General features: G+C 56.2%; 22 protein-coding genes. 11 read left to right on the plus strand and 11 right to left on the minus strand.

Going from position 1 to position 21,970, the window contains the following annotated elements:
* Window positions 1-82 precede the first annotated feature (82 nt).
* Both ACR809_RS17400 and ACR809_RS17405 read right to left on the minus strand, forming a co-directional pair.
* On the minus strand, window positions 83-2,770 hold the full coding sequence (locus tag ACR809_RS17400) for a cation-transporting P-type ATPase (protein ID WP_122051458.1): 2,688 nt from the start codon (window positions 2,768-2,770) through the stop codon (window positions 83-85).
* A 51-nt stretch (window positions 2,771-2,821) separates the two neighbouring features.
* Window positions 2,822-3,253 (minus strand): universal stress protein, encoded by a 432-nt coding sequence (locus ACR809_RS17405; protein WP_004183465.1) that lies wholly within the window; start codon window positions 3,251-3,253, stop codon window positions 2,822-2,824.
* Between the two features lie 533 nt (window positions 3,254-3,786).
* Here ACR809_RS17405 and ACR809_RS17410 point away from each other — a divergent pair.
* From ACR809_RS17410 to ACR809_RS17420, 3 genes are read left to right on the plus strand one after another with little or no spacing between them, the layout of a single operon-like run.
* The gene (locus tag ACR809_RS17410; protein ID WP_004147662.1) at window positions 3,787-4,872 is read left to right on the plus strand and encodes an efflux RND transporter periplasmic adaptor subunit; all 1,086 of its coding nucleotides are present in this window, start codon (window positions 3,787-3,789) and stop codon (window positions 4,870-4,872) included.
* The gene (locus tag ACR809_RS17415) at window positions 4,873-7,938 is read left to right on the plus strand and encodes an efflux RND transporter permease subunit (RefSeq protein ID WP_004223724.1); all 3,066 of its coding nucleotides are present in this window, start codon (window positions 4,873-4,875) and stop codon (window positions 7,936-7,938) included. It abuts the gene before it with no gap.
* Between the two features lie 38 nt (window positions 7,939-7,976).
* Window positions 7,977-8,900: an acyltransferase gene (locus tag ACR809_RS17420; protein ID WP_162992584.1), complete on the plus strand. Its 924-nt coding sequence runs from the start codon at window positions 7,977-7,979 to the stop codon at window positions 8,898-8,900.
* Between the two features lie 16 nt (window positions 8,901-8,916).
* On the opposite strand, the gene ACR809_RS17425 is transcribed toward ACR809_RS17420, so the two are convergent.
* Complete coding sequence (locus ACR809_RS17425; protein WP_002895283.1) at window positions 8,917-9,423, minus strand: hypothetical protein; 507 nt, start codon at window positions 9,421-9,423, stop codon at window positions 8,917-8,919.
* A gap of 204 nt (window positions 9,424-9,627) precedes the next feature.
* Complete coding sequence (locus ACR809_RS17430; RefSeq protein ID WP_004229842.1) at window positions 9,628-9,774, minus strand: hypothetical protein; 147 nt, start codon at window positions 9,772-9,774, stop codon at window positions 9,628-9,630.
* Between the two features lie 386 nt (window positions 9,775-10,160).
* Here ACR809_RS17430 and ACR809_RS17435 point away from each other — a divergent pair, with 386 nt between their 5' ends.
* Together ACR809_RS17435 and ACR809_RS17440 are read left to right on the plus strand one after the other, a co-directional pair.
* Window positions 10,161-10,373: a biofilm development regulator YmgB/AriR family protein gene (locus ACR809_RS17435; RefSeq protein ID WP_002895280.1), complete on the plus strand. Its 213-nt coding sequence runs from the start codon at window positions 10,161-10,163 to the stop codon at window positions 10,371-10,373.
* An 81-nt stretch (window positions 10,374-10,454) separates the two neighbouring features.
* Window positions 10,455-11,009 carry a helix-turn-helix transcriptional regulator gene (locus tag ACR809_RS17440; RefSeq protein WP_004151695.1) on the plus strand — a complete coding sequence of 185 codons (555 nt, stop codon included), beginning with the start codon at window positions 10,455-10,457 and terminating at the stop codon, window positions 11,007-11,009.
* 41 nt (window positions 11,010-11,050) lie between these two features.
* On the opposite strand, the gene ACR809_RS17445 is transcribed toward ACR809_RS17440, so the two are convergent.
* Window positions 11,051-11,785: a MerR family transcriptional regulator gene (locus ACR809_RS17445; RefSeq protein ID WP_004176830.1), complete on the minus strand. Its 735-nt coding sequence runs from the start codon at window positions 11,783-11,785 to the stop codon at window positions 11,051-11,053.
* Window positions 11,786-11,940: 155 nt separating this feature from the next.
* Window positions 11,941-13,152 (minus strand): diguanylate phosphodiesterase, encoded by a 1,212-nt coding sequence (locus ACR809_RS17450; RefSeq protein WP_004176831.1) that lies wholly within the window; start codon window positions 13,150-13,152, stop codon window positions 11,941-11,943.
* A 330-nt stretch (window positions 13,153-13,482) separates the two neighbouring features.
* On the opposite strand from ACR809_RS17450, the gene ycgZ reads away from it, so the two are divergent.
* From ycgZ to ACR809_RS17465, 3 genes are all read left to right on the plus strand, one after another.
* Window positions 13,483-13,728: a regulatory protein YcgZ gene (gene ycgZ / locus ACR809_RS17455; protein WP_004151693.1), complete on the plus strand. Its 246-nt coding sequence runs from the start codon at window positions 13,483-13,485 to the stop codon at window positions 13,726-13,728.
* Window positions 13,729-13,854: 126 nt separating this feature from the next.
* Window positions 13,855-14,160 carry a hypothetical protein gene (locus ACR809_RS17460; protein WP_117065062.1) on the plus strand — a complete coding sequence of 102 codons (306 nt, stop codon included), beginning with the start codon at window positions 13,855-13,857 and terminating at the stop codon, window positions 14,158-14,160.
* Between the two features lie 51 nt (window positions 14,161-14,211).
* Window positions 14,212-14,478 (plus strand): biofilm development regulator YmgB/AriR family protein, encoded by a 267-nt coding sequence (locus ACR809_RS17465; protein WP_002895168.1) that lies wholly within the window; start codon window positions 14,212-14,214, stop codon window positions 14,476-14,478.
* 110 nt (window positions 14,479-14,588) lie between these two features.
* Here ACR809_RS17465 and pgl read toward each other — a convergent pair whose 3' ends face one another.
* Window positions 14,589-15,584, minus strand: a complete 996-nt coding sequence (gene pgl / locus ACR809_RS17470; protein WP_004183458.1) for a 6-phosphogluconolactonase — start codon at window positions 15,582-15,584, stop codon at window positions 14,589-14,591.
* Window positions 15,585-15,812: 228 nt separating this feature from the next.
* Between pgl and ACR809_RS17475 the strand changes: the two genes are divergently transcribed.
* Entirely contained in the window at window positions 15,813-16,631 is an 819-nt protein-coding gene (locus ACR809_RS17475; protein ID WP_002895164.1) for a pyridoxal phosphatase, read from the plus strand.
* On the opposite strand, the gene modC is transcribed toward ACR809_RS17475, so the two are convergent.
* The 4 genes from modC to ACR809_RS17495 all read right to left on the minus strand — a co-directional run bounded on the left by modC (window position 16,632) and on the right by ACR809_RS17495 (window position 19,447).
* Window positions 16,632-17,690: a molybdenum ABC transporter ATP-binding protein ModC gene (gene modC, locus ACR809_RS17480; protein ID WP_122051659.1), complete on the minus strand. Its 1,059-nt coding sequence runs from the start codon at window positions 17,688-17,690 to the stop codon at window positions 16,632-16,634.
* A gap of 2 nt (window positions 17,691-17,692) precedes the next feature.
* Window positions 17,693-18,382, minus strand: coding sequence for a molybdate ABC transporter permease subunit (modB, locus tag ACR809_RS17485; protein ID WP_002895159.1), 690 nt, complete (start codon window positions 18,380-18,382; stop codon window positions 17,693-17,695).
* On the minus strand, window positions 18,382-19,155 hold the full coding sequence (gene modA / locus ACR809_RS17490; RefSeq protein ID WP_004176834.1) for a molybdate ABC transporter substrate-binding protein: 774 nt from the start codon (window positions 19,153-19,155) through the stop codon (window positions 18,382-18,384). The genes modB and modA overlap by 1 nt, the downstream gene beginning before the upstream one ends.
* A 142-nt stretch (window positions 19,156-19,297) precedes the next feature.
* Window positions 19,298-19,447 (minus strand): AcrZ family multidrug efflux pump-associated protein, encoded by a 150-nt coding sequence (locus ACR809_RS17495; protein ID WP_002895156.1) that lies wholly within the window; start codon window positions 19,445-19,447, stop codon window positions 19,298-19,300.
* A 152-nt stretch (window positions 19,448-19,599) separates the two neighbouring features.
* Here ACR809_RS17495 and modE point away from each other — a divergent pair, with 152 nt between their 5' ends.
* Window positions 19,600-20,388, plus strand: coding sequence for a molybdenum-dependent transcriptional regulator (modE, locus tag ACR809_RS17500; protein ID WP_002895154.1), 789 nt, complete (start codon window positions 19,600-19,602; stop codon window positions 20,386-20,388).
* 67 nt (window positions 20,389-20,455) lie between these two features.
* Window positions 20,456-21,928: a molybdate ABC transporter ATP-binding protein ModF gene (gene modF, locus ACR809_RS17505; RefSeq protein WP_002895152.1), complete on the plus strand. Its 1,473-nt coding sequence runs from the start codon at window positions 20,456-20,458 to the stop codon at window positions 21,926-21,928.
* The last annotated feature ends 42 nt before the right edge of the window (window positions 21,929-21,970 follow it).

Below are 21,970 nucleotides of genomic sequence, written 5' to 3' on the forward strand. Positions count from 1 at the left end.
GCACAATGACGAAACAGGTTTGTCGTCAGCCAGAGAGGGGGCGATGCCCCCTCTTTTCTTTTTCGTTCAGCGCTTCACGCCGTCAGGCGGAACGCCATTTGCGGGTCAGCGGTTTTTCCAGTTCCACGATCAGGAACATGGCGAAGCCGATGATAAAGGTGATCACCCAGTAGCGGAACGGCAGCCCGGTGGTGCCGAACAGCATCTGCATAAAAGGCGCGTAGATAATCAGCAGCTGTAGCAGCAGCAGTACGCCGCTGACGATCCAGATCCCTTTGTTGGCCAGCAGACCTTTGGTTAACGAGAATCCATCCGATACGCGGCAGTTCAGCATATAGAACCACTGGGCGGTGACCAGAGTCTGCAACAGCACGGTACGAATAAACTCCGGCGAATAGCCGCGCGGCTGCAGCCAGGCTTCGAGAATAAAGGCGCTGACCGCAATCATTGACCCCACAAACGCTACGCGCCAGATGGCAAAGCCGTCCATCACGTGAATTTTCGGATCGCGCGGCGGCCGCCGCATAATATTTTTCTCACCGGCTTCAAACGCCAGGCCAAACGACAGCGTGGCGGAGGTGGCCATGTTCATCCACAGGATCAACACCGGCGTGAGCGGCAGTACGTTGCCCGCCAGCAGCGCGATCACGATCAGTAACCCCTGGGCAAGGTTGGTCGGCATGACGAAGAGAATGGTTTTCTTCAGGTTGTCATACACCCGGCGCCCCTCGCGGACTGCGCTGGCGATGGTGGCGAAGTTATCATCGGTCAGCACCATATCGGCGGCCTCCTTGGTCACCTCGGTCCCCTTGATCCCCATCGCCACGCCGACGTCAGCCTGCTTCAACGCCGGGGCATCGTTCACCCCATCGCCGGTCATTCCGACAATTTCTTTCTTACTCTGCAGAGCCTGCACCAGGCGGAACTTATCTTCCGGGCTGGTGCGGGCGAAGATATCAAACTGCTGCGCGGCTACGCTCAGCTGCGCGTCGTCCATCACCTCCAGCTCGCGTCCGGTAATGGCATTTCCCGCATTGCCAATCCCCAGCATCTTGCCGATGCTCATCGCCGTTTGCGGGTGGTCGCCGGTGATCATCTTCACGCGGATCCCGGCCTGCAGGCAGTCGGCAATCGCCGTGATGGCCTCCGGACGCGGCGGATCCATCATCCCGGCGACCCCTAGCAAAATCACCCCTTGCTGCAGATCCTGATGGGTCAGTTCGGTCTGGCCTGCGGCAGCCGGCTTCCAGGCTGCGGCCACCATCCGTAGCCCTTCCCGGGCGTACTCTTCAATTTTGCCTTCCCAGTACGGGAGATCCAGCGGCTGCAATCCGCTGTCGCTCTGCTGATACTGGCACAGGCGGAACAGGACATCCGGCGCGCCAGTGACCAGCACTACCTCCTCTTCACCCAGCCGGTAGAGGGTCGACATGTATTTATATTGCGAATCAAAAGGAATTTTACTGCGCAGTTCGCTGGTCAGCGGCGGCAGAGTGACCTTCGCCGCCAGCACCTTCAGCGCCCCCTCGGTCGGGCCGCCGGTGATTTTCCACAGCCCGCTCTCCTCTTTGATAAGCTGGCTGTCGTTACACAGATCGATGGTGCGCAGATAGCGCTCGAACAGCGAGCCGGGCGCGATCGTGACCGGCGTCGGATCGTCATTGGCGTGGATCTTACCGACCGGCTCATAGCTATCCCCTTCCACCCGATAGACGCTGTCGGCAGTGATCACCGCCTTCACCGTCATTTCGTTCATGGTCAGGGTCCCGGTTTTATCCGAGCAGATAACCGTCATCGCGCCGAGGGTTTCCACCGTCGGCAGCTTGCGGATAATCGCTTTCTGACGGGCCATCGCCTGTACGCCGAGCGACAGAATAATCGAGATAATCGCCGGCAACCCTTCCGGGACCGATGCCACCGCGAGGCTAATCAACGACAGCATCAGTTCGGAGACCGGCATATCGCGGAACAGCAGGCTAAAGACGAACAGCGCCGCCATCATCACCAGAATAAGGATAAAGATGGCTTTGCCCAGCTTGTCCATTTGCACCAGCAGCGGCGTACGGTGTTTTTCAATGCCCGCCATCATTTGGTTGATATGGCCCAGCTCGGTATCGCCGCCGGTGGCCACCACGATCCCTTTTCCCGCCCCTGAGCTAACGGTGGTCCCGGAAAACAACAGGTTGCTGCGATCGCCGAGCGGTAAATCGCCGCTTAGCGGCTCGGTGGTTTTTTCCACCACCGTCGACTCGCCGGTGAGGATCGCCTCTTCCACCCGCAGGTTGTGCGCCTCAATCACCCGTAGATCGGCGGGAATACGGTCGCCGGCGCGGATCACCACGATATCGCCAGGTACCAGCGAGGTGGTGGGGATGGTTTCATGGTTGCCCTGACGGATCGCCACCGCCTCGCTGGACAGCATATTGCGGATACTCTGCAGCGATTTTTCCGCATTACTCTCCTGAATGAAGCCGATCAGCGCATTGACCACCGCCACGGCGAGGATCACCGCCATGTCGATCCAATGGCCCATCACCGCCTTGAGCAACGCTGCCGCCAGCAGGACGTAGATCAGCACATCGTTAAAATGCGCAATAAAACGCAGCCAGGCGGGTTTACCCGGCTTCTGCGGCAGGGCGTTTTCGCCATACTGCTGCAGGCGCGTAGCCGCCTCTGTTCCGCTAATCCCTTCCGGCGAACTCTGCACGCTGGCGAGAGTCTCCTCGACGGAGCGCTGATAATAGGGCGCCCCCGGTTTATCTGTATTCATACTCTTTCCCTCGATTTCTGAAGCGGAAGTCAGGGCGACATCCCGCCATCATCAGCGCACAACGAACACTGGTACATGGGCATAGCGCACGATATTGGCCGCTTCCGAGCCCAGCAGATGAGTCTGGATCCCCGGATTGCGCGAACCGACAATCACCACATCCGCTTTCAGCTCATCGGCCAGGGCAATCACTTGATCGCGAACATTGCCACTGCGCACATAAAGATGGCTGGCGTCTTCCGCAAGCCCATTTTTCTTCACCAGCTCGCTCAGCTTTTCCTTAGCGGTATTAAGCAAATGGTCTTCCATCTTTCGGGCATCAGAGATAAATCCGCGGGTTAATACAGGAGAAAAGGCCGGAATAACATGGATAAGATGAATTTGCCCGGCAGAATGTTGGGCGAGGAATTTCGCATGAGAGAGCGCTTTGTCGGCCAGGCCCGCATCAAACACGTCAACGGGAACAACGATATTTTTATACATGAGATAATCCTTTTATTACCAATACAATGCGTAGTGATGAATAGCCCCTTACTTGGGGAGGAACGAAATCTCAACAACAGAAGCGGCGAGCGGAATAGATGTTATTAAACGTAGCACAGGAAAATTAACATTAGAAAATGGCGGATTAATAGACTGAAAAATATTATAAAAACCGCATATTCCCTGCGGATCTCCTGCGCTTTCCCCTCAATGCCGCCAACGCTCGCGGCATTCTCTTTTTTAACACTTCATATTTTCTCCGACTATGCTGATTACAAGCAGGCATGCCGCTCCGAATGTCCGGTGGTCACAGTGGGGGCCGAATTCAATGACATTCACGGTTCGGATGGGAGTAAAGGGAGGAAATTATGTTGGGTTATAGCCTGTTACGCCTGGGTTTGTTTGTCGCGCTGGCCATTGTCGCCTGCACAGCGGTGGGGCTCTTCACTTATCTGGTCGTCGCCGCTCTCGCAGAATAAGCAGGCGCCATGTAATAAAAATGTAAAATAAATCCTGAATCTGAGGGGAATATTGTGAACCGTTATTTTTCTCTCATCCCGGTTGTTATTATATTTACAACCGCTTGCGATCAGAAAGCACCCACCGTCGAGTCCGCCCCGCGCATGGTTAAAGTGGCGCAGGTGACCGCCGTGGGCAATACCCAGCAGCGAACGTTTCCGGCACGCATTGAGTCTGGCGATTCCACCGAACTGTCGTTTAAGCGGGGTGGCCAGGTGGAGTCGCTAGATATTCGTCAGGGGGCAAGCGTCGCCCAGGGGCAAACGCTGGCGCGCCTGAATGCCCGCGAGGCCCAGCAACGGGTCAATGAGCGGCAAACGGCGGCCACTCTCGCCCAGCGTCAATTCGACCGCTTCCAGACTCTGGCCGGGCGCCAGGCGATTTCCCAGGCGGAGATGGACGTGCAGCGCGCCAATCGCGATGCCGCCAATGCGGCCTTAAAAATCGCTCGCGAAGAGCTGGCGCAAATGAGCCTCATCGCGCCCTTTAGCGGGATTGCCGCCGGCGTGCATATCCGCAACCATCAGGTGGTCGCCGCCGGCCAACCGGTGATCACCCTGACGCGGACCGACCTGCTGGATGTGGTCTTCAGCATTCCCGAAAATCTGTTCACCTCCCTGGATATCCGCAATACCGCCTACCGTCCCGTCGTCAGGATCAATACCCTGCCGGGCCGCGAGTTTACCGCGGAATACAAAGAGCATACCGGCAGCAGCGACAATAGCACCCTCACCTGGCAGATCGTGTTAACCATGCCGCGGCCAGATGATTTTCCCGCCGTCGGCGGGGTCAGCGGCACCGTGACGGTCAATCTCGGCAATTTACCGGCCAGCGCCGGACGGGAAACCCTCATTGTGCCAGCGGAGGCGGTGTTTAACCCCGATAACCGGCCAAAGAACGAGCCGGTAGTCTGGGTGGTGAAAGGCGATAACGCGCATCGATATCTTGAGGAGCGTAAGGTCACCGTCGGCGAGGTGACTTCGCAGGGAGTGGCGATCACCGACGGTCTCCGCGCGGGTGAACAGGTGGTTGCGGCGGGCGTGAGCGAGCTGCATGCCGGGCAGCCGGTGCGGGTCTGGACGCGTGAACGAGGATTATAAATGGATATTTCCCGTCAGTTTATTAACAACCCGACCCGCGTCTGGTTAGCCATTTTGCTGTTAGGGGTGGGTGGCCTGCTCGCCCTGCTCAATATCGGCCGCCTGGAAGATCCCGCCTTCACCATCAAAACGGCGGTGATCGTCACCCACTACCCTGGCGCGTCCGCTCAGCAGGTGGAAGAGGAGGTTACCCTGCCGCTGGAAAACGCGATTCAGCAGCTTCCCTCGCTGGATAACGTCAGCTCCATCTCCTCGAATGGCTTATCGCAAATTACGGTGAATATTGCTTCGCAGTACCATTCCAGCGAGCTGCCGCAAATCTGGGATGAGCTACGTCGCCGGGTCGGTGACGCCAGCCGCCTTTTCCCCCCTGGCGTAGTCCCCCCTTTCGTCAACGATGACTTTGGCGATGTGTTTGGCTTTTTCTTCGCTATCTCGGGCGACAGTTTTACCAACCCGGAGCTGGTGCGCTATGCCGAACAGTTGCGCCGGGAGCTGGTGCTGGTGCCGGGGGTCGGTAAAGTCGCTATCGGCGGCGTCATTCCGCAGCAGATCAATGTGGATATCTCGCTGGCGAAGATGGCGGCGCGCGGGATCACCCTCAACCAGCTCGCCGCAATCCTGGCCCGACTCAACGTGGTGTCCAGCGCCGGGGAGATCCGCGTTGGCAGCGAATCGATCCGCCTCCACCCCACCGGTGAGTTTCAGAGCATCGATGAGCTGGGAGATCTGCTGGTCAGCCCTCACGGCGCCAGCGCCACCACCCGACTGCGGGATATTGCTACGCTGTCGCGCGGGCTAACCGACTCGCCGGCCAGTATCTATCATGCCAACGGGCGCCAGGCGGTGACCATGGGAGTTTCTTTTATCCCTGGCGTCAACGTTATTGACGTCGGCCACGCTCTCGAGGCCCGCCTCCAGCAGATGGCCGCCGACAAACCGGCGGGCATCGACATCGCTATTTTTTACGATCAGGCAGCTGAGGTCGCCCACTCGGTCAATGGCTTTATTACCAATTTTCTGATGGCCCTGGCGATTGTCGTCGGCGTGCTGCTGGTATTTATGGGGGTGCGCAGCGGGATTATTATTGCTCTGTCGCTGGCGCTCAACGTTCTCGGCACCCTGCTTATCATGTATATCTGGGGGATCGAACTACAACGGATCTCCCTCGGAGCGCTAATCATCGCCCTGAGTATGTTGGTGGACAATGCCATTGTGATTGTCGAAGGGGTGCTCATCGCCCGTCAGCAAGGCTCTCCGCTGCTGGGCGCGATTAACTATGTGATCCGTCGCTCTGCCCTGCCGCTGCTTGGCGCGACGATCATCGCCATCCTCGCCTTCGCGCCGATTGGCCTCTCCCAGGACTCTACCGGGGAGTATTGCAAATCGCTGTTCCAGGTGCTGCTGATCTCCCTGATGCTGAGCTGGTTTTCCGCTCTGACCATCACCCCGGTGCTTATTAAGTGGTGGCTGTTTAAAAACGCCCCGTCGGCCGCCGCCGCGGAGGAAAAGGCCGATCCTTACCGCGGCAGCTTTTACCGTGGCTATCAGCAGGCGCTGCGAATACTGCTGCAGCAAAAGACCCTGACCCTGGTGCTGATGGGTGCGCTGTTAGCCGGAGCGATCTGGGGCTTTACCTTTGTTCGGCAGAATTTTTTTCCGTCATCGAATACGCCTATATTCTTTGTCGACCTGTGGCTACCCTACGGTACCGATATAAACGCCACGGAGAAGATGACCCGGGATATCGAGCGGTCGATAGCCGGTCAGCCGGGGGTGGTCACCACCGTCTCCACCATCGGCCAGGGCAGTATGCGTTTCATTCTCACCTACAGCGGGCAGCGCCAGTACAGCAACTACGCGCAGATTATGGTGCGGATGGATGATCAACGCGGCATCGCCCCTGTCACCCGCCACGTGGAGGACTGGATTGCCAGAAACTACCCGCAGGTTAACGCCAGCACCAAACGCATTATGTTCGGGCCCTCCGGGGATAGCGCGATTGAGGTGCGCATTAAGGGCCCAGACCCGGATACGCTGCGCGCGCTGGCGAGTCAGGTAGGCGATATCCTCGCCGCGGACCCGGCGACCGACAGCGTGCGTAATGACTGGCAGAACCGCAGCAAAGTGATCCGCCCGCAGTATTCCCCGGCGCTGGGACGCGAGCTGGGGGTGGATAAACAGGATATTGATAACGCGCTGGAGATGAATTTCTCCGGGAGTCGCGCCGGGTTATATCGTGAAGGGGCCGATCTGCTGCCAGTGATCGTCCGGCCGCCGGAAGCAGAACGTCAGGATGCCAACCATCTGAATAATGTGCTGGTCTGGAGCCAGAGTCGCCAGCAATATATCCCGCTGAGTAACGTCATCAATGGTTTCGCCCTGGAGTGGGAAGATCCGTTGATCCTCCGCCGGGATCGTACCCGGGTGCTGACGGTCCAGACCGACCCCAGCCCGCTAAGCGGCCAAACCTCGGGTGATATTCTCGCGCGGGTGAAACCGCGCATTGACGCACTGCCGCTGCCGCACGGCTACCGTATCGAATGGGGCGGCGATGCCGAGAACTCCAGTGAGGCGCAGCAGGGGCTGTTTACAACCCTGCCGCTTGGCTATCTGGTGATGTTTATCATAACGGTGCTGATGTTCAGTTCGCTGAAAAACGCCGTCGCCATCTGGCTGACCGTTCCGCTGGCGCTGATCGGGGTCACACCCGGCTTTCTGCTTACCGGCATCCCCTTCGGCTTTATGGCCTTAATCGGCTTGCTCAGCCTGAGCGGTATGCTGATCCGTAACGGCATTGTGCTGGTAGAAGAGATAGAGCAACAAAAACAGGAGAAAGATCAACGACAAGCTATTATTGATGCGGCAACCTCTCGTCTGCGGCCGATCCTGCTGACCGCCTTCACCACCGTACTTGGTCTGGCCCCGCTGCTGCGCGATGTCTTTTTCCAGAGTATGGCGGTGGTGATCATGTTCGGCCTCGCCTTTGCCACCGTGCTGACGCTGCTGGTTCTGCCGGTGATTTACGCCTGCTTTCACCATAAGGATATGACGCCTCAACGATGAACAGTACCGGTCTGAGCATTATCAAGACATTAGGCTGTATGACAGCGGTGACCTTTTTCACCATCTATAACACCTGGGATCGCTTTGATTATGACTATCACTGGATCCTCGGGCTGCTGACCTTTATCTCGACCATCGCGACGCCGCTGTTTTTTGTCGTGGCCGGTTATCTTGATGCGCAGACGCGCCACGATGCCAACTGGCAAATTGGTAAAATTAAAAGCGTGGTCATCGTCTTTCTGTTTTGGGTGACGGTCTATTATGTCTGGGAGCCTTACCAGCGCGGCTACCTGATCCAGCCCTGGTTTATTTTCGCCCTGATTGTCATCTATACCTTTCATCCTTTGATCGCCTGGCTCAGCCAGCGGCGCGGGCTCTTTTTCGCCGTGCTCCTGACGCTGCTGTGCTGCTCCTACGGTTACGACCTGCTCTCGGTGATCTACCCGGACAGACATCTTTTCAGTTTGCCGCCGCAGTATCGCCTGTGGACATGGCTACTGTTTTATTTAACCGGGCAGTTGTTTAACGATCCAAAGGTCGCGGAGTGGATACGCAACCCACAGGTGATTAAAGGGTCGATTATCGCCCTGCCCTTTGTCTATTTATTTACCTGGTTTTATGAACGCCATTTCTTCTTCGCCCTGTTTAAAGCAGATCGTAATGCGTTCATTCTCACGGGATCGCAAATTTATATCCTGATCGTCCTGCTGGTGATCGCCGCTAACGCCGTGCAGTTTAAAAAGAACCGCGAGTGGAAAGAGGCCGTGCTGGCGACGGTCAGTAAAGCGATGACCGGAGTTTATATCCTCCACTATTCCGTGTTTCACCTGCTGGTGATGCTCATCCCTGTGCATTCGCTAGCCACCAAGTTGGGGGTAATAGCGCTGACCTTTGTCCTGTCGGTGCTCATTACCCTTGCCGCGCTCTCCAGTACGCTGCTCAGGAAGGTGATTACCTTGTAACCGACAACGGGACGATTTAGCGGAAGCTCCACTGGATACTGATCACAAACACGCTGGGAATAATAATGCCGCTTTCAACGGCGAAATAATCGGTGAAGTTATACTGGATAGCGTGGTAGATATAGGGTGAAAAGCCGATCCCCGTGGCGTCCTTAAAGTCTTTATAGGAGCCATGATCGCCGCAATGCTCGAAGGCGTCGAAGAAGAATTCGCCGGTATAGCCGTAAACGCCTTTGAAGGTCCACCCGCTGCCGCTGTGGTACCAGTCTCTTCTCACCCCCAGCGCCAGGCAGCGATCGTTGAAGCTGTTATTCATAGTGCCAAGCAGAAGGCTGTATTTGGAGTCTGCAGAGAATTTCCGCTCCACTGAGAAAAAATGATTTTCGAAATTCTCTGTATATTGTCCGTGATTATTGGTCAGATGGTAAACATAGGAACCGGTATTCACCGAATAGAGGTTAAGTTCGTTCGCCTGCGCGAGAGAGGCTAACCCGGCCAGGAGCATCACGCTTTTGCCGCGCATTTTCCCTCCTCAGTCCTCAAGGCCTGTCCAGGGACAGAAAGCTTTTGCCGTATTTACCGGTCGTGACAGGGGTATAAGACTCGACAGGGAAATGGGGGAAAAATAACGATGCCAAACCGCCGCGTCGTTACCAAAAAGCGTAGCACAGCCCTTATTCGCCAACAAATCGAATGGGCCGTTTACGACATGGCAGACGTTACCCCTTTACCTTACTGTGCAAAAAGCAGACAAAGCCTCATCATATTTTCCGCTATGCTCAGAGTCCGACGCGGAAGAAAGCCACCTGTCGACGACAGCGTTGCTGTTTACCCCTTCGCGCGTCGGCGCAATTTCATGCATTTCGCCAGCCATGACAGAATTTTCACAATTGGCTTTCTTCTACCATCATCAGCTTCTTCCCGCTGGTTTTACAGCTAAATCCTGCACAACCCGACTTTTCTGTACAAGTTATCACTTAATAAAATTGTTATAAATCAACAAATTAAAACACACACAAAAAAAATAAGCCGTTACGTTGTACATATAGTAATGAAAAAAGTTGTACATAGTGAAATCAGCGTCTATAGTTTTGGAGTGTTAACTGCTTGTTGCGCAACAAAGCGGGGAAGCTTGACGATTGCGCAGCGAGTCGGACGGTGGTTCCTGGTTATACATTTCCTGTTCGTGACTTGGCGCGTACCAACGGTACGCTGCGACTTTTATTGTCTGTTTGCTTTATACGTGGGAGAGTTCGAGCTATGCATATTAAAAATACCATTCCAGCAGAGTTTGTCTTCAATTCGGCCCTGATGAAGAATATTGAGAATACGCTCATTAAGCAGCACAGAACGGTAAATAATGAGCGGATGATTACGGAAATCCAGCATCGTCTGCAAACGGAAAGTAACGAAATACTTTCCGATCTCTATCTGCAGGCGCTGGATATGCTGTACAGCAAACCTCATCATTAAATAAACCCACTGTGCTGGCAGCAGGCTTCGACCTGCTGTACCGGCGCGCCTGGGTCTCTATCGGCTAACTGAGGCAAAAAAATGTCACACCATAATACTTGCTATCGTTCTGAGCATTACGATCTGTGGTTTGATAATGGTTTTCTTCTCTATGGGATGTCGCTGATCCTGAATAGCCTGCCGGCATCTTACTTCCGCAAAAAACATGTTTTCTTCACCAGCGACAATTATTTCGCGGTACTGCAGCACAACTATAATCGGCGGGATACATTATTTATTCTGTTAACCGAAGGCAACGATCTTAATTTTCTTAGTGAACTGCCTATGCTGCGCTTACCGGCCAACTCGACGCCGGAAGAGTTAAAGATATTTCTGCATCAACCCACCCGCTATTACAAAACCCATCCGGCGCCAGGCGCCTCGGTGCAGTTTACCGAGCGGGAAAAGAAAGTTATTCAACTTATCAGCAATGGCGAAGCGGTCGCCAGCATTGGCCGGTCGCTAAACCTGCATATAAAAACCATTTATCAGATCCGGCTGAATCTGATTAAAAAGCTCGGCTGCAGCGGTAGAACCGATTTTTTTAATATCAGCCGCAGCGAAACGTTCAAATCCTGGAGCCAGATTCACCTGTAACCCAGCACTCAAGCCCTGATCCGCACCACGGATCGGGGCGCTTAATTTTGGCCGTGAAAATGGATGCTGAAGCCCTGCTCCTGCCAGTGGCTGAGCAGCTCCTCCTGCAGAGGCGTGGCGGCACGTCCGGTCCAGACGAAAATATGCTGCCCGGGAAATAGCTCAGGCCGCGGCGACTCCAGCGGTTCGGCGAGAACGTTGACATGCCAGCCGCGTTGGGAAAGACGCCATGCCTCCAGCCACAGACGCGTCCTGTCCTCATTGCTCCAGCCCACCAGCAGCGTCTCTTTGCCATTTTTTTTACGCGCTTCGGCGAGAAACAACGCTACGCAGTCAATTAACAGGCCGTCCAGCATGCTGCTAATCACCAGCGAGGTATTCTGATCCAGCTTGAGACGCTGTCGTACCGGCACTAACAGGCTATCGATGAGGGTGTCGACGGGGTGTTGATGACTGAGCGCCATTAATTTGGCGCGGATTCTGGCGGGCTGCATATAACGCAGAATGGACATCATCTCTTCCTGAAGATGCGCGGATTCGTCGCGCGCCGCCGGCAGGTTATCCTCCAGCAGCGCTTTGACTTTCCCTACTGATACACCGCGCTCTATCCAGCGCTTGATCTCTTCGATACGCAGGATATCTTCTTCATCAAATTGTCGATGCCCGCCTTCGCTACGCTGCGGTTTCAGTAGACCGTAACGACGCTGCCAGGCGCGCAGTGTGACCGGATTGATTCCGCAACGTTCGGCGACTTCACCGATACTGTAAAACGCCATAGCAGCCTCACATCAACCTGATACCTTAATACCTAAACTAACGAATTCAGGCATCCTGTACAACTCTATTTTCTTGTACAGATAAAGATATCAGGTTGCGGCTCACAGCGCCCGGGAAAAAAGATGAAAAAATGTTTAGCTGATTTCGCGGTGGTTCATTTTTTCTCCGGCCATGCGACGGCGGGTAGGCCCCCCAGGCGCGCGCTGGCGAACAAATTACCCTGGAACTGTGAAATACCGGCTGATTCCAGCCACATCCACTCTTCAGCACGCTCAACGCCGACGGCTGAGACCGCAATCTCCAGAGAAGTACAGCATTTGATAATCGCCTGTACAATCGACTGGCGCGGTCCGTCCTGGTGGATATTGCGGATCAGCTCATGGTCGATTTTAATTCTGTCGGGTTGGTATTGCGCCAGCAGCGATAGCCCGGCAAACCCGGCGCCGAAGTGATCGATGGCAAGATTAATTCCCGCGCCCTTCAGTTTGCGCACCGCATCGGTAAAATCGTCCATCCGCGAAATCACTTCCCGCTCAGTGAACTCGACAATAATCTGCTCCGGAATAAGGTCATTGCGACTAATTTCGTCGAGCAGGAAAGCCACCGCATTCGGCGCTTTGACCATGGTCATCGGCAGTAAATTAATGCTTAACGCCTTATTACGTAAACCTAATTTTCCCGCCAGCGACAACGCCACCCGTTTACTGTGCAGGTCAGCGAGATAAATATCGTCCCCGGTCAGCCCGGCAAAATAGGCGCCGGGGGATTGCCCGTCCGGTGTACGCAACAGCGCTTCCCACGAAATAATTTCGCAGGCGAAAGGGTCGACAATCGGCTGGAAGGCAAAGGAACAACCTTCCGTATTATCGATAATCGGGGTATCAGGATAGAACGTCTCCTTATCAGGAATAAAAACCCAACTATCTGCGGAAGGAATCTCAAAATAGTTCGCTTTTTCTGTGGCTTCGACAAAAGTACGGAAAAATTGCAGCGCCCGGTCATCATAGGTGAGCTGATATTTTGACGTCCCCCGGTCCATCACCGCCTGCAGAACTTCCTCGCGATCGTGTTCGCGTAAATCAAACAGTTCCATCCCGACCTTACCAAAACGACGGGACGGCGCATAATCGCAAAGCAACTCCACCAGATTATAGTGGCGAGGATCCTGGCAGATATGCTGATAAATATCCTGAACCTTTTCTTCAGGCCCCTCAATGAGTTGAAAAAAATGCGTCCCGTTAAAAAGTAAAATACCGGTGACGTCCGCCTGCCCATTTCTTTCGTTTGCCCTGGCGACCATGGCCTCGATCGATTTGAATGAGACATTGTCGCAGATATGGCTGCGATAAATGATGGTGGTTAGCATAGTGATTCCAGATGGGAGGGATAAGCATTCACAGTAGCAGTTATCAGGCTAAGGGTCTCGTAAAACTACGTTTTGTCTTAACAAAAAAGATACACTAAAAATCCCTTCTTTGTGCAAGGTTTTCCCTTTTTTTCTTTCCTTGTACAACATGCAACGCTAAACCCCACCTTTACAAGCCAGAACCGCGCCAGGCAAAAAAAAATTAAACAATTAAAAATCATATAGTTAAACTAACATGAATCATTATTGTGCAACTTTGTGTGTACAGGTTAATAATTATTGTATAAGTTTAATGGCAGTTAACAGATGAATGAAATGAAAGGAGCACATATGCAGCAGAATGGTTACATTCCAGATACAGCGAACGCAATTGCCCAGTATTTCAACAAAGCATCTTTGCCTTCCCAGCAGGAAACCCTGGGTCAGATCGTGATGGATATTCTTAACGAAGGGCGTCATCTCAACCGCAAAGCGCTATGCACCAAACTGTTGAGCCGCCTGGACCGCGCTCGCGCGCCGGAGGAAGAGAGCCACTATCAGACCTTAATTGGTCTGCTGTTTGCTGGCCAGGAATAACGTCATCGATCGTCGCCTGTTGCAGCGCCGCAGTAGCAGATGAGGGGCGATCGCTTCCACAAACCTGCTGCTGACCTGAATGCCGTTCGCCTATTCAGGAAAAGGGTGGCATGCATAGAGACGGTTATGAATAACAGTGAAACTGAGGAAATAACCGATGAAATCATCGGCGAGGCGGTTCTAGCGCTTCTGAAAACGAATCGCCCGATTACCACCCCGAACCTGCTGGTTCGACTTCGGTTAATGCAGGCGACAGAACCAGATCGCCAGCGTAGAAAGATCATCGCTGCCGTGATCGAAGAAATTTGCGCGAAGCTTATCCGTCAGCGGAAGTACGCGCCTTTACAGGTAAAGAAAATCAATGGCCGTTGGGAAACCAGAGGTTCGCTGGCGCCAGACAGCATGCCGTCGGAAGCTAAAAAGATCCACTGATTATCCCAACCATGGTGAATTAAACAGAGTGAGAATGTGATGAGACAGACTATGCATCAGCAACCAGATATTTACGCAAGACTGCAGGACACCGCGCTCTCCGACTATTTCCGTAACGCCGGTGATAAACTGGTTGATGAGTCCGCCGTCATGTCGCTCGCCATCAACAGTATTCTCCAGTCCGAGGGTCACCTGAACAATAAGGCCATTATTTTATGGCTGATTCAGGCGCTGGAAACCACCGATGACGTGGTGACCGCGGACGTGATCCGAAAAACGCTGGAGATTGTCGTTGGCTACACCATGGACGATATCTAACGTCGTCACGCTTCTGGCCCGCCAGGACAACGCCTTCTCCGCAGAGCCTGTCCGCTCTGAGCAAAAAAAACCTCGCTAAGGCGAGGTTTTTTCTTTTACCTGATGGCGGTTCAGTGGGCGTTGACCACCACCCACATCGGCCCCTGCCCAACCGCATAGCGGCCTTTCTCCTGCAGCAGTCCCTGCTCACCGACGATATCGTACACCGCGATATGGTGCGACTTCTGCCCGGCGGCAATGAGATATTTACCGCTGTGATCGAGGTTAAAGCCGCGCGGCTGGGTCTCGGTAGGCTGATAGCCTTCCACCGCCAGCACGCTACCATCTTCCGAAACGCTGAACACCGTGATGATGCTGGCGGTACGATCGCAGGCGTAAAGATGACGGCCATCCGGGGTGATATGAATATCCGCCGCCCAGCGCACGCCGCTAAAATCAGGCGGCATCATATCCAGGGTCTGTACACATTCGATGTTGCCCTTAGGATCTTTCAGCTCCCAGACGTCAATCGAGCTGTTTAGCTCATTGACGCAGTAACCATACTGCTGGTTGGGATGGAATACCATGTGACGCGGACCGGCGCCCTCGACGGTCGTCACTTCCGCGGGCTCCTGTGCCGAGAGGAAACCATCGTCGCTGAGGGTAAACAGGCAAATGCGATCCTGCTTCAGCGCCGGCACCCACAGGGTGCGATTATCCGGGGAGATATTGGCCGAGTGGCAGCCTTCCAGCCCTTCCACCACGGTGATGGTTTCGCCCGGCAGGCCATCGTGCAGCGGGGTCACGCTGACACAGCCCTGATTGTAGGAGGCGCTGAAGACAAAACGGCCATGATGATCCGTAGAGATATGGGTCGGGCTGCCCGGCAGCGCAGCTTCGCCCGCAAAGGTTAACGCCCCGTTATCCGGCGTGATGCGATAGGCCAGCACGCGAAACTCCGGACGAACGCCAACGTACAGAAATTCCTTGTTGGGGCTGACCACCATCGGCTGGACCTGCCCTGGGGCATCAACCACCTGCACCAGCGTCAGTTTGCCGTCCGCTTCAAGACTCCAGACATGTATTTGTTGGCTTTCCGGGCTGGCGGTATAAACGGTTTGTTTCATGACTACTCCTTCCCTCACTGCACGTGGAATTTTCATTTTCAGGATAACAGCACCCTGAAAATTATAAGACATCCGCCCATGATACTCGCATCGTCCGCCGAATTTCCGCCGGACGGCGGCACAAAGGGCATACAGACATTCACGGCAGATGTGGAAAAATTGGTCCTGACGCCACGGCGGTGTACCATCATGGCCAGGTCACTTTTCAACATCAACCGGAAATAACACATGACAACACGCGTGATTGCCCTGGATTTAGACGGCACCCTGCTTACCAGCAAAAAAACCATTCTGCCCGCTTCGCTGGAGGCGCTGGCCCGCGCCAGAGAGGCAGGCTATCAGGTCATCGTCGTCACCGGACGTCATCACGTCGCTATCCATCCTTTTTATCAGGCACTGGCTCTCGATACACCTGCAATTTGTTGTAATGGCACCTATTTGTATGATTATCACGCAAAAAAGGTTTTGGCCGCCGATCCTATGCCGGTAGAGCAAGCGGTAAGCCTCACTGCCATGCTCGCCAAACAGCAGATCCACGGCCTGGCATATGTGGACGACGCGATGCTTTATGAACACCCCACCGGGCATGTGATCCGCACCCGCAACTGGGCGCAGGCGTTACCGGAAGATCAGCGTCCGGTTTTCGCTCAGGTCGATTCGCTGGCGCAGGCGGTTCGCGAAGTTAACGCGGTATGGAAATTCGCTCTCACCGATGACGACATTCCCCGCCTGCAGCGGTTTGCGCAGCAGGTTGGCGAGACGCTGGGCCTCGAGTGCGAATGGTCGTGGCACGATCAGGTAGATATCGCGCGCGCCGGCAACAGCAAAGGCAAACGCCTGGCGCAATGGGTGGCCGACCAGGGGCTGTCGATGCAGGATGTGGTGGCCTTCGGCGATAACTACAACGATCTTAGCATGCTGGAAGCGGCGGGCACCGGGGTGGCGATGGGCAACGCGGTGGACGAGGTGAAAGCCCGCGCCAACATAGTCATCGGCGACAATGAGTCCACCAGCATCGCCGAGTTTATCTACCGCCAACTGCTGTAATCAGGCGGCGATCGACACGCTTTTGATCTGGGCAAACACCTGCTGACCTGGCGCTATCGCCAGGTCGTCCCGCGCCCATGGGCTAATCCTGGCCCATAGCAGACGGTCACTCACTCTGAGCTGCACTTCAATCTGTCCGTTGACCTCCAGACACTGAGCCACCTCGGCGCGCAAGATATTGCGGATGCTGGTCCCGGACGGCTGGGCCAGTGTCAGCGAAACGTCCGACGCCTGAATGCGGATCCGTGCGGTGTCGCCTGCGGGACGTTCGAGCCGGTTGACCCACAGCAACTGGTCCCCCAGCGCCAGGGCCGTCATCGCATACTGCGGGTGCTGCGCGGCGACGGTGGCGCTAAGGATCGTACTCTGCTGCTCCGCCGGCAGCCAGGGGTGCATCACGTTGCTGCTCCAGACCTCCTCCAGCGGACCGAAAGCTTTCACCTTACCGGCCTCCAGCACCAGCACACGATCGGCCAGATGCTGGATCTCATCCAGCGAGTGGCTGACGTAGAGCATCGGAATATGAATCTCCTGCGCCAGCCGCTGCAGGTAGGGCAATAGCTCGCGTTTGCGCGGAATGTCCAGCGAGGCCAGCGGCTCATCCAGCAGCAGCAGCTCTGGCGCGGTCAGCAGGGCGCGGCCGATAGCCACTCGCTGCTTTTCGCCGCCGGATAACCGGCCCGGCAGACGATCCAGCAAGGGCGCAATCCCCAGCAGATCCACCAGCTTATCGAACTGGCTGACCATGGATTTCGCCATCCCATACTGCAGATTGCCGCGCACTTTATAATGGGGAAACAGGCGCGCATCCTGAAAGACATAGCCGATACGGCGCTGCTCCGGCGCCAGGCAGATACGCTGCGCGGTGTCGTTCAGCACCCGGCCATTGAGCACGATCCGCCCCGCCTGGGGTCGGGTCAGGCCGCTGATGGCGTTAATCAACGAGGTTTTGCCCGCGCCGGAGACGCCAAAGACGGCGGTGATCCCGCTGGCGGGCAGGGTTTCACGGATCTGCAGGCAGTGACTGCCGAGGGTCTGGGTAAAGTCCAGCTCCAGCATCATTATCCTCCCATGCGCTGGCGGCTCACGCGGGCCAGCCATTCCGAAATCAGCAGCGAAACCAGCGCCAGACCGATGGCGATGAGGCAGAGGCGGGCCGCCGCCCCCTCCCCGCCCGGGGTTTGAATCAAGGTGTACATCGCCGAAGGGAGGGTGCGCGTTTCACCGGGAATATTGGAAACGAACGTGATGGTCGCGCCAAACTCCCCTAACGAGCGGGCGAAGGCCAGCACCGTGCCGACAATAATCCCCGGCAGAGTCAACGGCAACGTAATGGTCAAAAATACCCGCCAGCGGCTGGCCCCGAGGGTTCTCGCCGCTTGCTCCAGTTTGACGTCCACCCCTTCCAGCGCCAGGCGAATGGCGCGCACCATCAGCGGGAAAGACATCACCGCCGCCGCCAGCACCGCCCCGCGCCAGCTAAAAGCAAAGCTGATGCCGAACCAGTCATACAGCCAGCTGCCAATAAACCCGCGCCGCCCCATGGCCACCAGCAGCAGGTACCCCACCACCACCGGAGGCAGCACCAGCGGCAGATGGAGAATACTGTCGAGCAGTGCCTTGCCGGGAAAGGTGCGCCGGACCAGCAGCCAGGAAAAAAAGATGCCAAAGGGCAGGCTCAAGGCCACCGCCAGGGAGGAGACTTTCAGGCTCAGCAGCACCGCCTGCCATTCGGGTTCGCTCAGAAACATCAGCGGGTGGTAAATCCGTAACGTTTAAAGATAGCGGACGCTTCCGGCCCTTTCAGGTAGTCATAGAAGGCGCTCACGGCCGCATTGCGGTGCCCATCGACAATCGCCAGCGGGTACTCGACTTTCTGATGCGAGGCTTCCGGGAAGGTGCCGACCACTTTCACCCCCTTGCTGGCCACGGCATCGGAGCCATAGACAATCCCCAGTGGCGCTTCGTTGCGCTCCACCAGCGCCAGCGCACCGCGCACGTCTTCAGCCGGGGCGAGCTTCGGCGACAACGTCTCCCAGGCACCGAGTTTCTGCAGTGCTTCTTTGGCATAGATACCGGCCGGGACATGCTGTGGATCGCCCACCGCCAGACGGCCTCCTTTCAGCAGGCTGGTCCAGTCGGTTTTCTCATCAATGGTTATCGCCCCCTGCGCACTGGCTTTCGGCGCGACCACCACCAGGCTGTTGCCAAGCAGAGTGGCGCGGGTTGCCGGATCGATGGCCTTTTTATCTGCCGCGTAATCCATCCATTTCTGATCGGCGGAGATGAACAGGTCCGCTGGCGCACCCGCTTCTATCTGCCGCGCCAGCGTCGACGACGAGGCAAACGACGACACGACCTCGACGTTTTTTTCTTTCTTGTACGCCTGGGCAATATCCTGCATCGCGTTGGTTAACGATGCGGCGGCGAAAACGGTCACTTTACCCTCTGCCGCCAGCGCCTGACCCGCGACGCACAGCGTGAGTGATACCCCGACAACCCCGCGTAACCAAGAACCTGCCATCTTACTCTCCTGTCAATGCGTTATGTAGTCGATAATATAACGATATGCGAAGCGTTTTTATAGTGACACAGGACAATAAAACGAAGGGAAATGATACAGGAGGGAAATAGCACAGCGCCCGGTTAAACCGGGCGCCGGGAAATCAGTGATTTTGCTGGCTGCGATCTTTGTGGCCTACGCCGGAGAAGAGGTTGAACACTTCGCCAAGACCGTAAATCAGTCCCAGGATGACCGCCATCACCACCGGTACCATGATGACCGCAAAAACCAGACTTTTCAAAAGCTCTAACATGGTTCACTCCAGATAGTATGATTTCCTGATTGTAACGATTTCAGCCGAAAAAACACGTCCCATTTGTGCGGTGGGTAATGACCAACCGCGCAGAGAGGTTTTGCAAGTGGGCGACTATCGGTCACAATACCCTTTTTTGTCAGGAAACGATTATGCAGGCCGAAATTCTTCTCACCCTTAAGCTACAGCAGCGCCTGTTTGCCGATCCGCGGCGGATCGCCCTGCTCAAACAGATTGACCAGACCGGTTCGATAAGCCAGGGGGCGAAGCATGCGGGTATCAGCTATAAGAGCGCTTGGGATGCCATCAATGAGATGAACCAGCTCAGCGAACAGCCGCTGGTGGATCGCGCCACCGGCGGAAAGGGCGGCGGCGGCGCGGTGCTGACCCGCTACGGGCAGCGTCTGATCCAGCTGTACGATCTGCTGGCGCAGATCCAGCAGAAAGCGTTTGATGTACTCAGCGATGACGATGCCCTGCCGCTGGATAGCCTGCTGGCGGCCATCTCGCGCTTTTCCCTGCAGACCAGCGCCCGCAACCAGTGGTTCGGCACCATTACCGGCCGCGATCGCCAGCAGGTGCAGCAGCACGTGGAAGTACTGTTGGCTGACGGAAAAACCCGCCTGAACGTCGCCATCACCGCGCAAAGCGCTGAGAAGCTGGGACTCGATGAGGGCCAGGAGGTGCTGGTCCTGCTCAAAGCGCCATGGGTCGGCATCACCCTCGATCCCGCAGCAGCCCGCCAGGCCGATAACCAGCTGTCGGGACGTATCAGTCATATCGAATGCGGGTCCGGCCAGTGCGAAGTACTGATGACCCTGGCGGACGGTCAAACCCTGTGCGCCACCCTGCCACAGGCGCAGGCCGCTGGCCTGGCGGAAGGAACGGAGGCGATCGCTTACTTCAATGCCGATCGCATCATTCTCGCGACGTTATGCTGACCCCATTGACATTACGCGCCTGAAGTCGTATCCCTGATGCACATCGCTGCAAAAAATGGGATACATCATGTCATCATTGCAAATTTCGCAAGGCACGTTTCGCCTGAGCGATACAAAGACCTTAAAAATAGACCACCTGAGCGTGGCGGCGGGTGAAAGCTGGGCGTTCGTCGGCAGCAACGGCAGCGGCAAATCCGCCCTCGCGCGGGCCCTGGCCGGCGACCTGCCCCTGCTCAGCGGCCAGCGCGAAAGCCACTTCTCCCGCGTAACCCGCCTCTCCTTCGAACAGTTGCAGAAGCTGGTCAGCGACGAGTGGCAGCGCAATAACACCGACCTGCTCAGCCCAGGCGAAGAAGACACCGGCCGCACCACCGCGGAGATTATCCAGGATGAGGTGAAAGATCCTGCCCGCTGCGCGCGCCTGGCCGAACAGTTTGGCATCAGCGCCCTGCTGGACCGCCGGTTTAAATACCTGTCGACCGGGGAAACGCGTAAGACCCTGCTGTGTCAGGCCCTGATGACCGATCCGCAACTGCTGATCCTCGATGAACCTTTCGACGGTCTCGACGTCAACTCCCGCCAGCAGCTGGCTGCCCTGCTGGCCGACCTGCACAGCGCCGGCATCACCCTGGTGCTGGTGCTCAACCGCTTCGATGAGATCCCGGAGTTTGTGCAATTCGCCGGCGTGCTGGCTGACTGCACCCTTAGCGAGACCGGCGAGAAGTCTTCCCTGCTGCAGCAGGCGCTGGTCGCCCAGCTGGCGCACAGTGAAAAACTGGACGGCATCACCCTGCCGGAGCCGGATGTCCCACCGGCCCGTCATGCGCTGGCAGACTCGGCGCCGCGTATCGTGCTCAACGACGGCGTGGTCTCCTATAACGATCGCCCGGTCATCAATCACCTCTCATGGACCGTGAATCCGGGCGAACACTGGCAGATCGTCGGTCCTAACGGCGCCGGTAAATCTACGCTGCTGAGCCTGGTCACCGGGGATCATCCGCAGGGCTACAGCAACGATCTCACGCTCTTTGGCCGCCGGCGCGGCAGCGGTGAGACCATCTGGGATATTAAAAAGCATATCGGCTACGTCAGCAGCAGCCTGCATCTGGACTACCGGGTCAGCACCAACGTCCGCAACGTCATCCTGTCGGGCTATTTTGACTCGATCGGCATTTATCAGGCGGTCTCCGACAAGCAGCATAAGCTGGTGCAGCAATGGCTGGATATTCTCGGCATCGATAAGCGTACCGCCGACGCGCCGTTTCACAGTCTGTCGTGGGGCCAGCAGCGGCTGGCGCTTATCGTCCGCGCGCTGGTGAAGCATCCAACCCTGCTGATCCTCGATGAACCGCTGCAGGGGCTGGACCCCCTCAACCGCCAGCTGGTGCGCCGCTTTGTCGACGTGTTGATTGGCGAAGGGGCCACACAGCTGCTGTTTGTCTCGCACCATGCGGAAGATGCCCCGGACTGTATTACCCATCGCCTGGCGTTCGTTCCCAGTGGAGACGGTTACACTTATCAGCTCGGCCCCGTGGCCTGATGCCCCCTGCCGGGGGTCGAAAGATCCCTGGTATTTTTCAGA

Source organism: Klebsiella sp. CD33 (assembly GCF_051992865.1).
Lineage (GTDB): Bacteria > Pseudomonadota > Gammaproteobacteria > Enterobacterales > Enterobacteriaceae > Klebsiella > Klebsiella pneumoniae.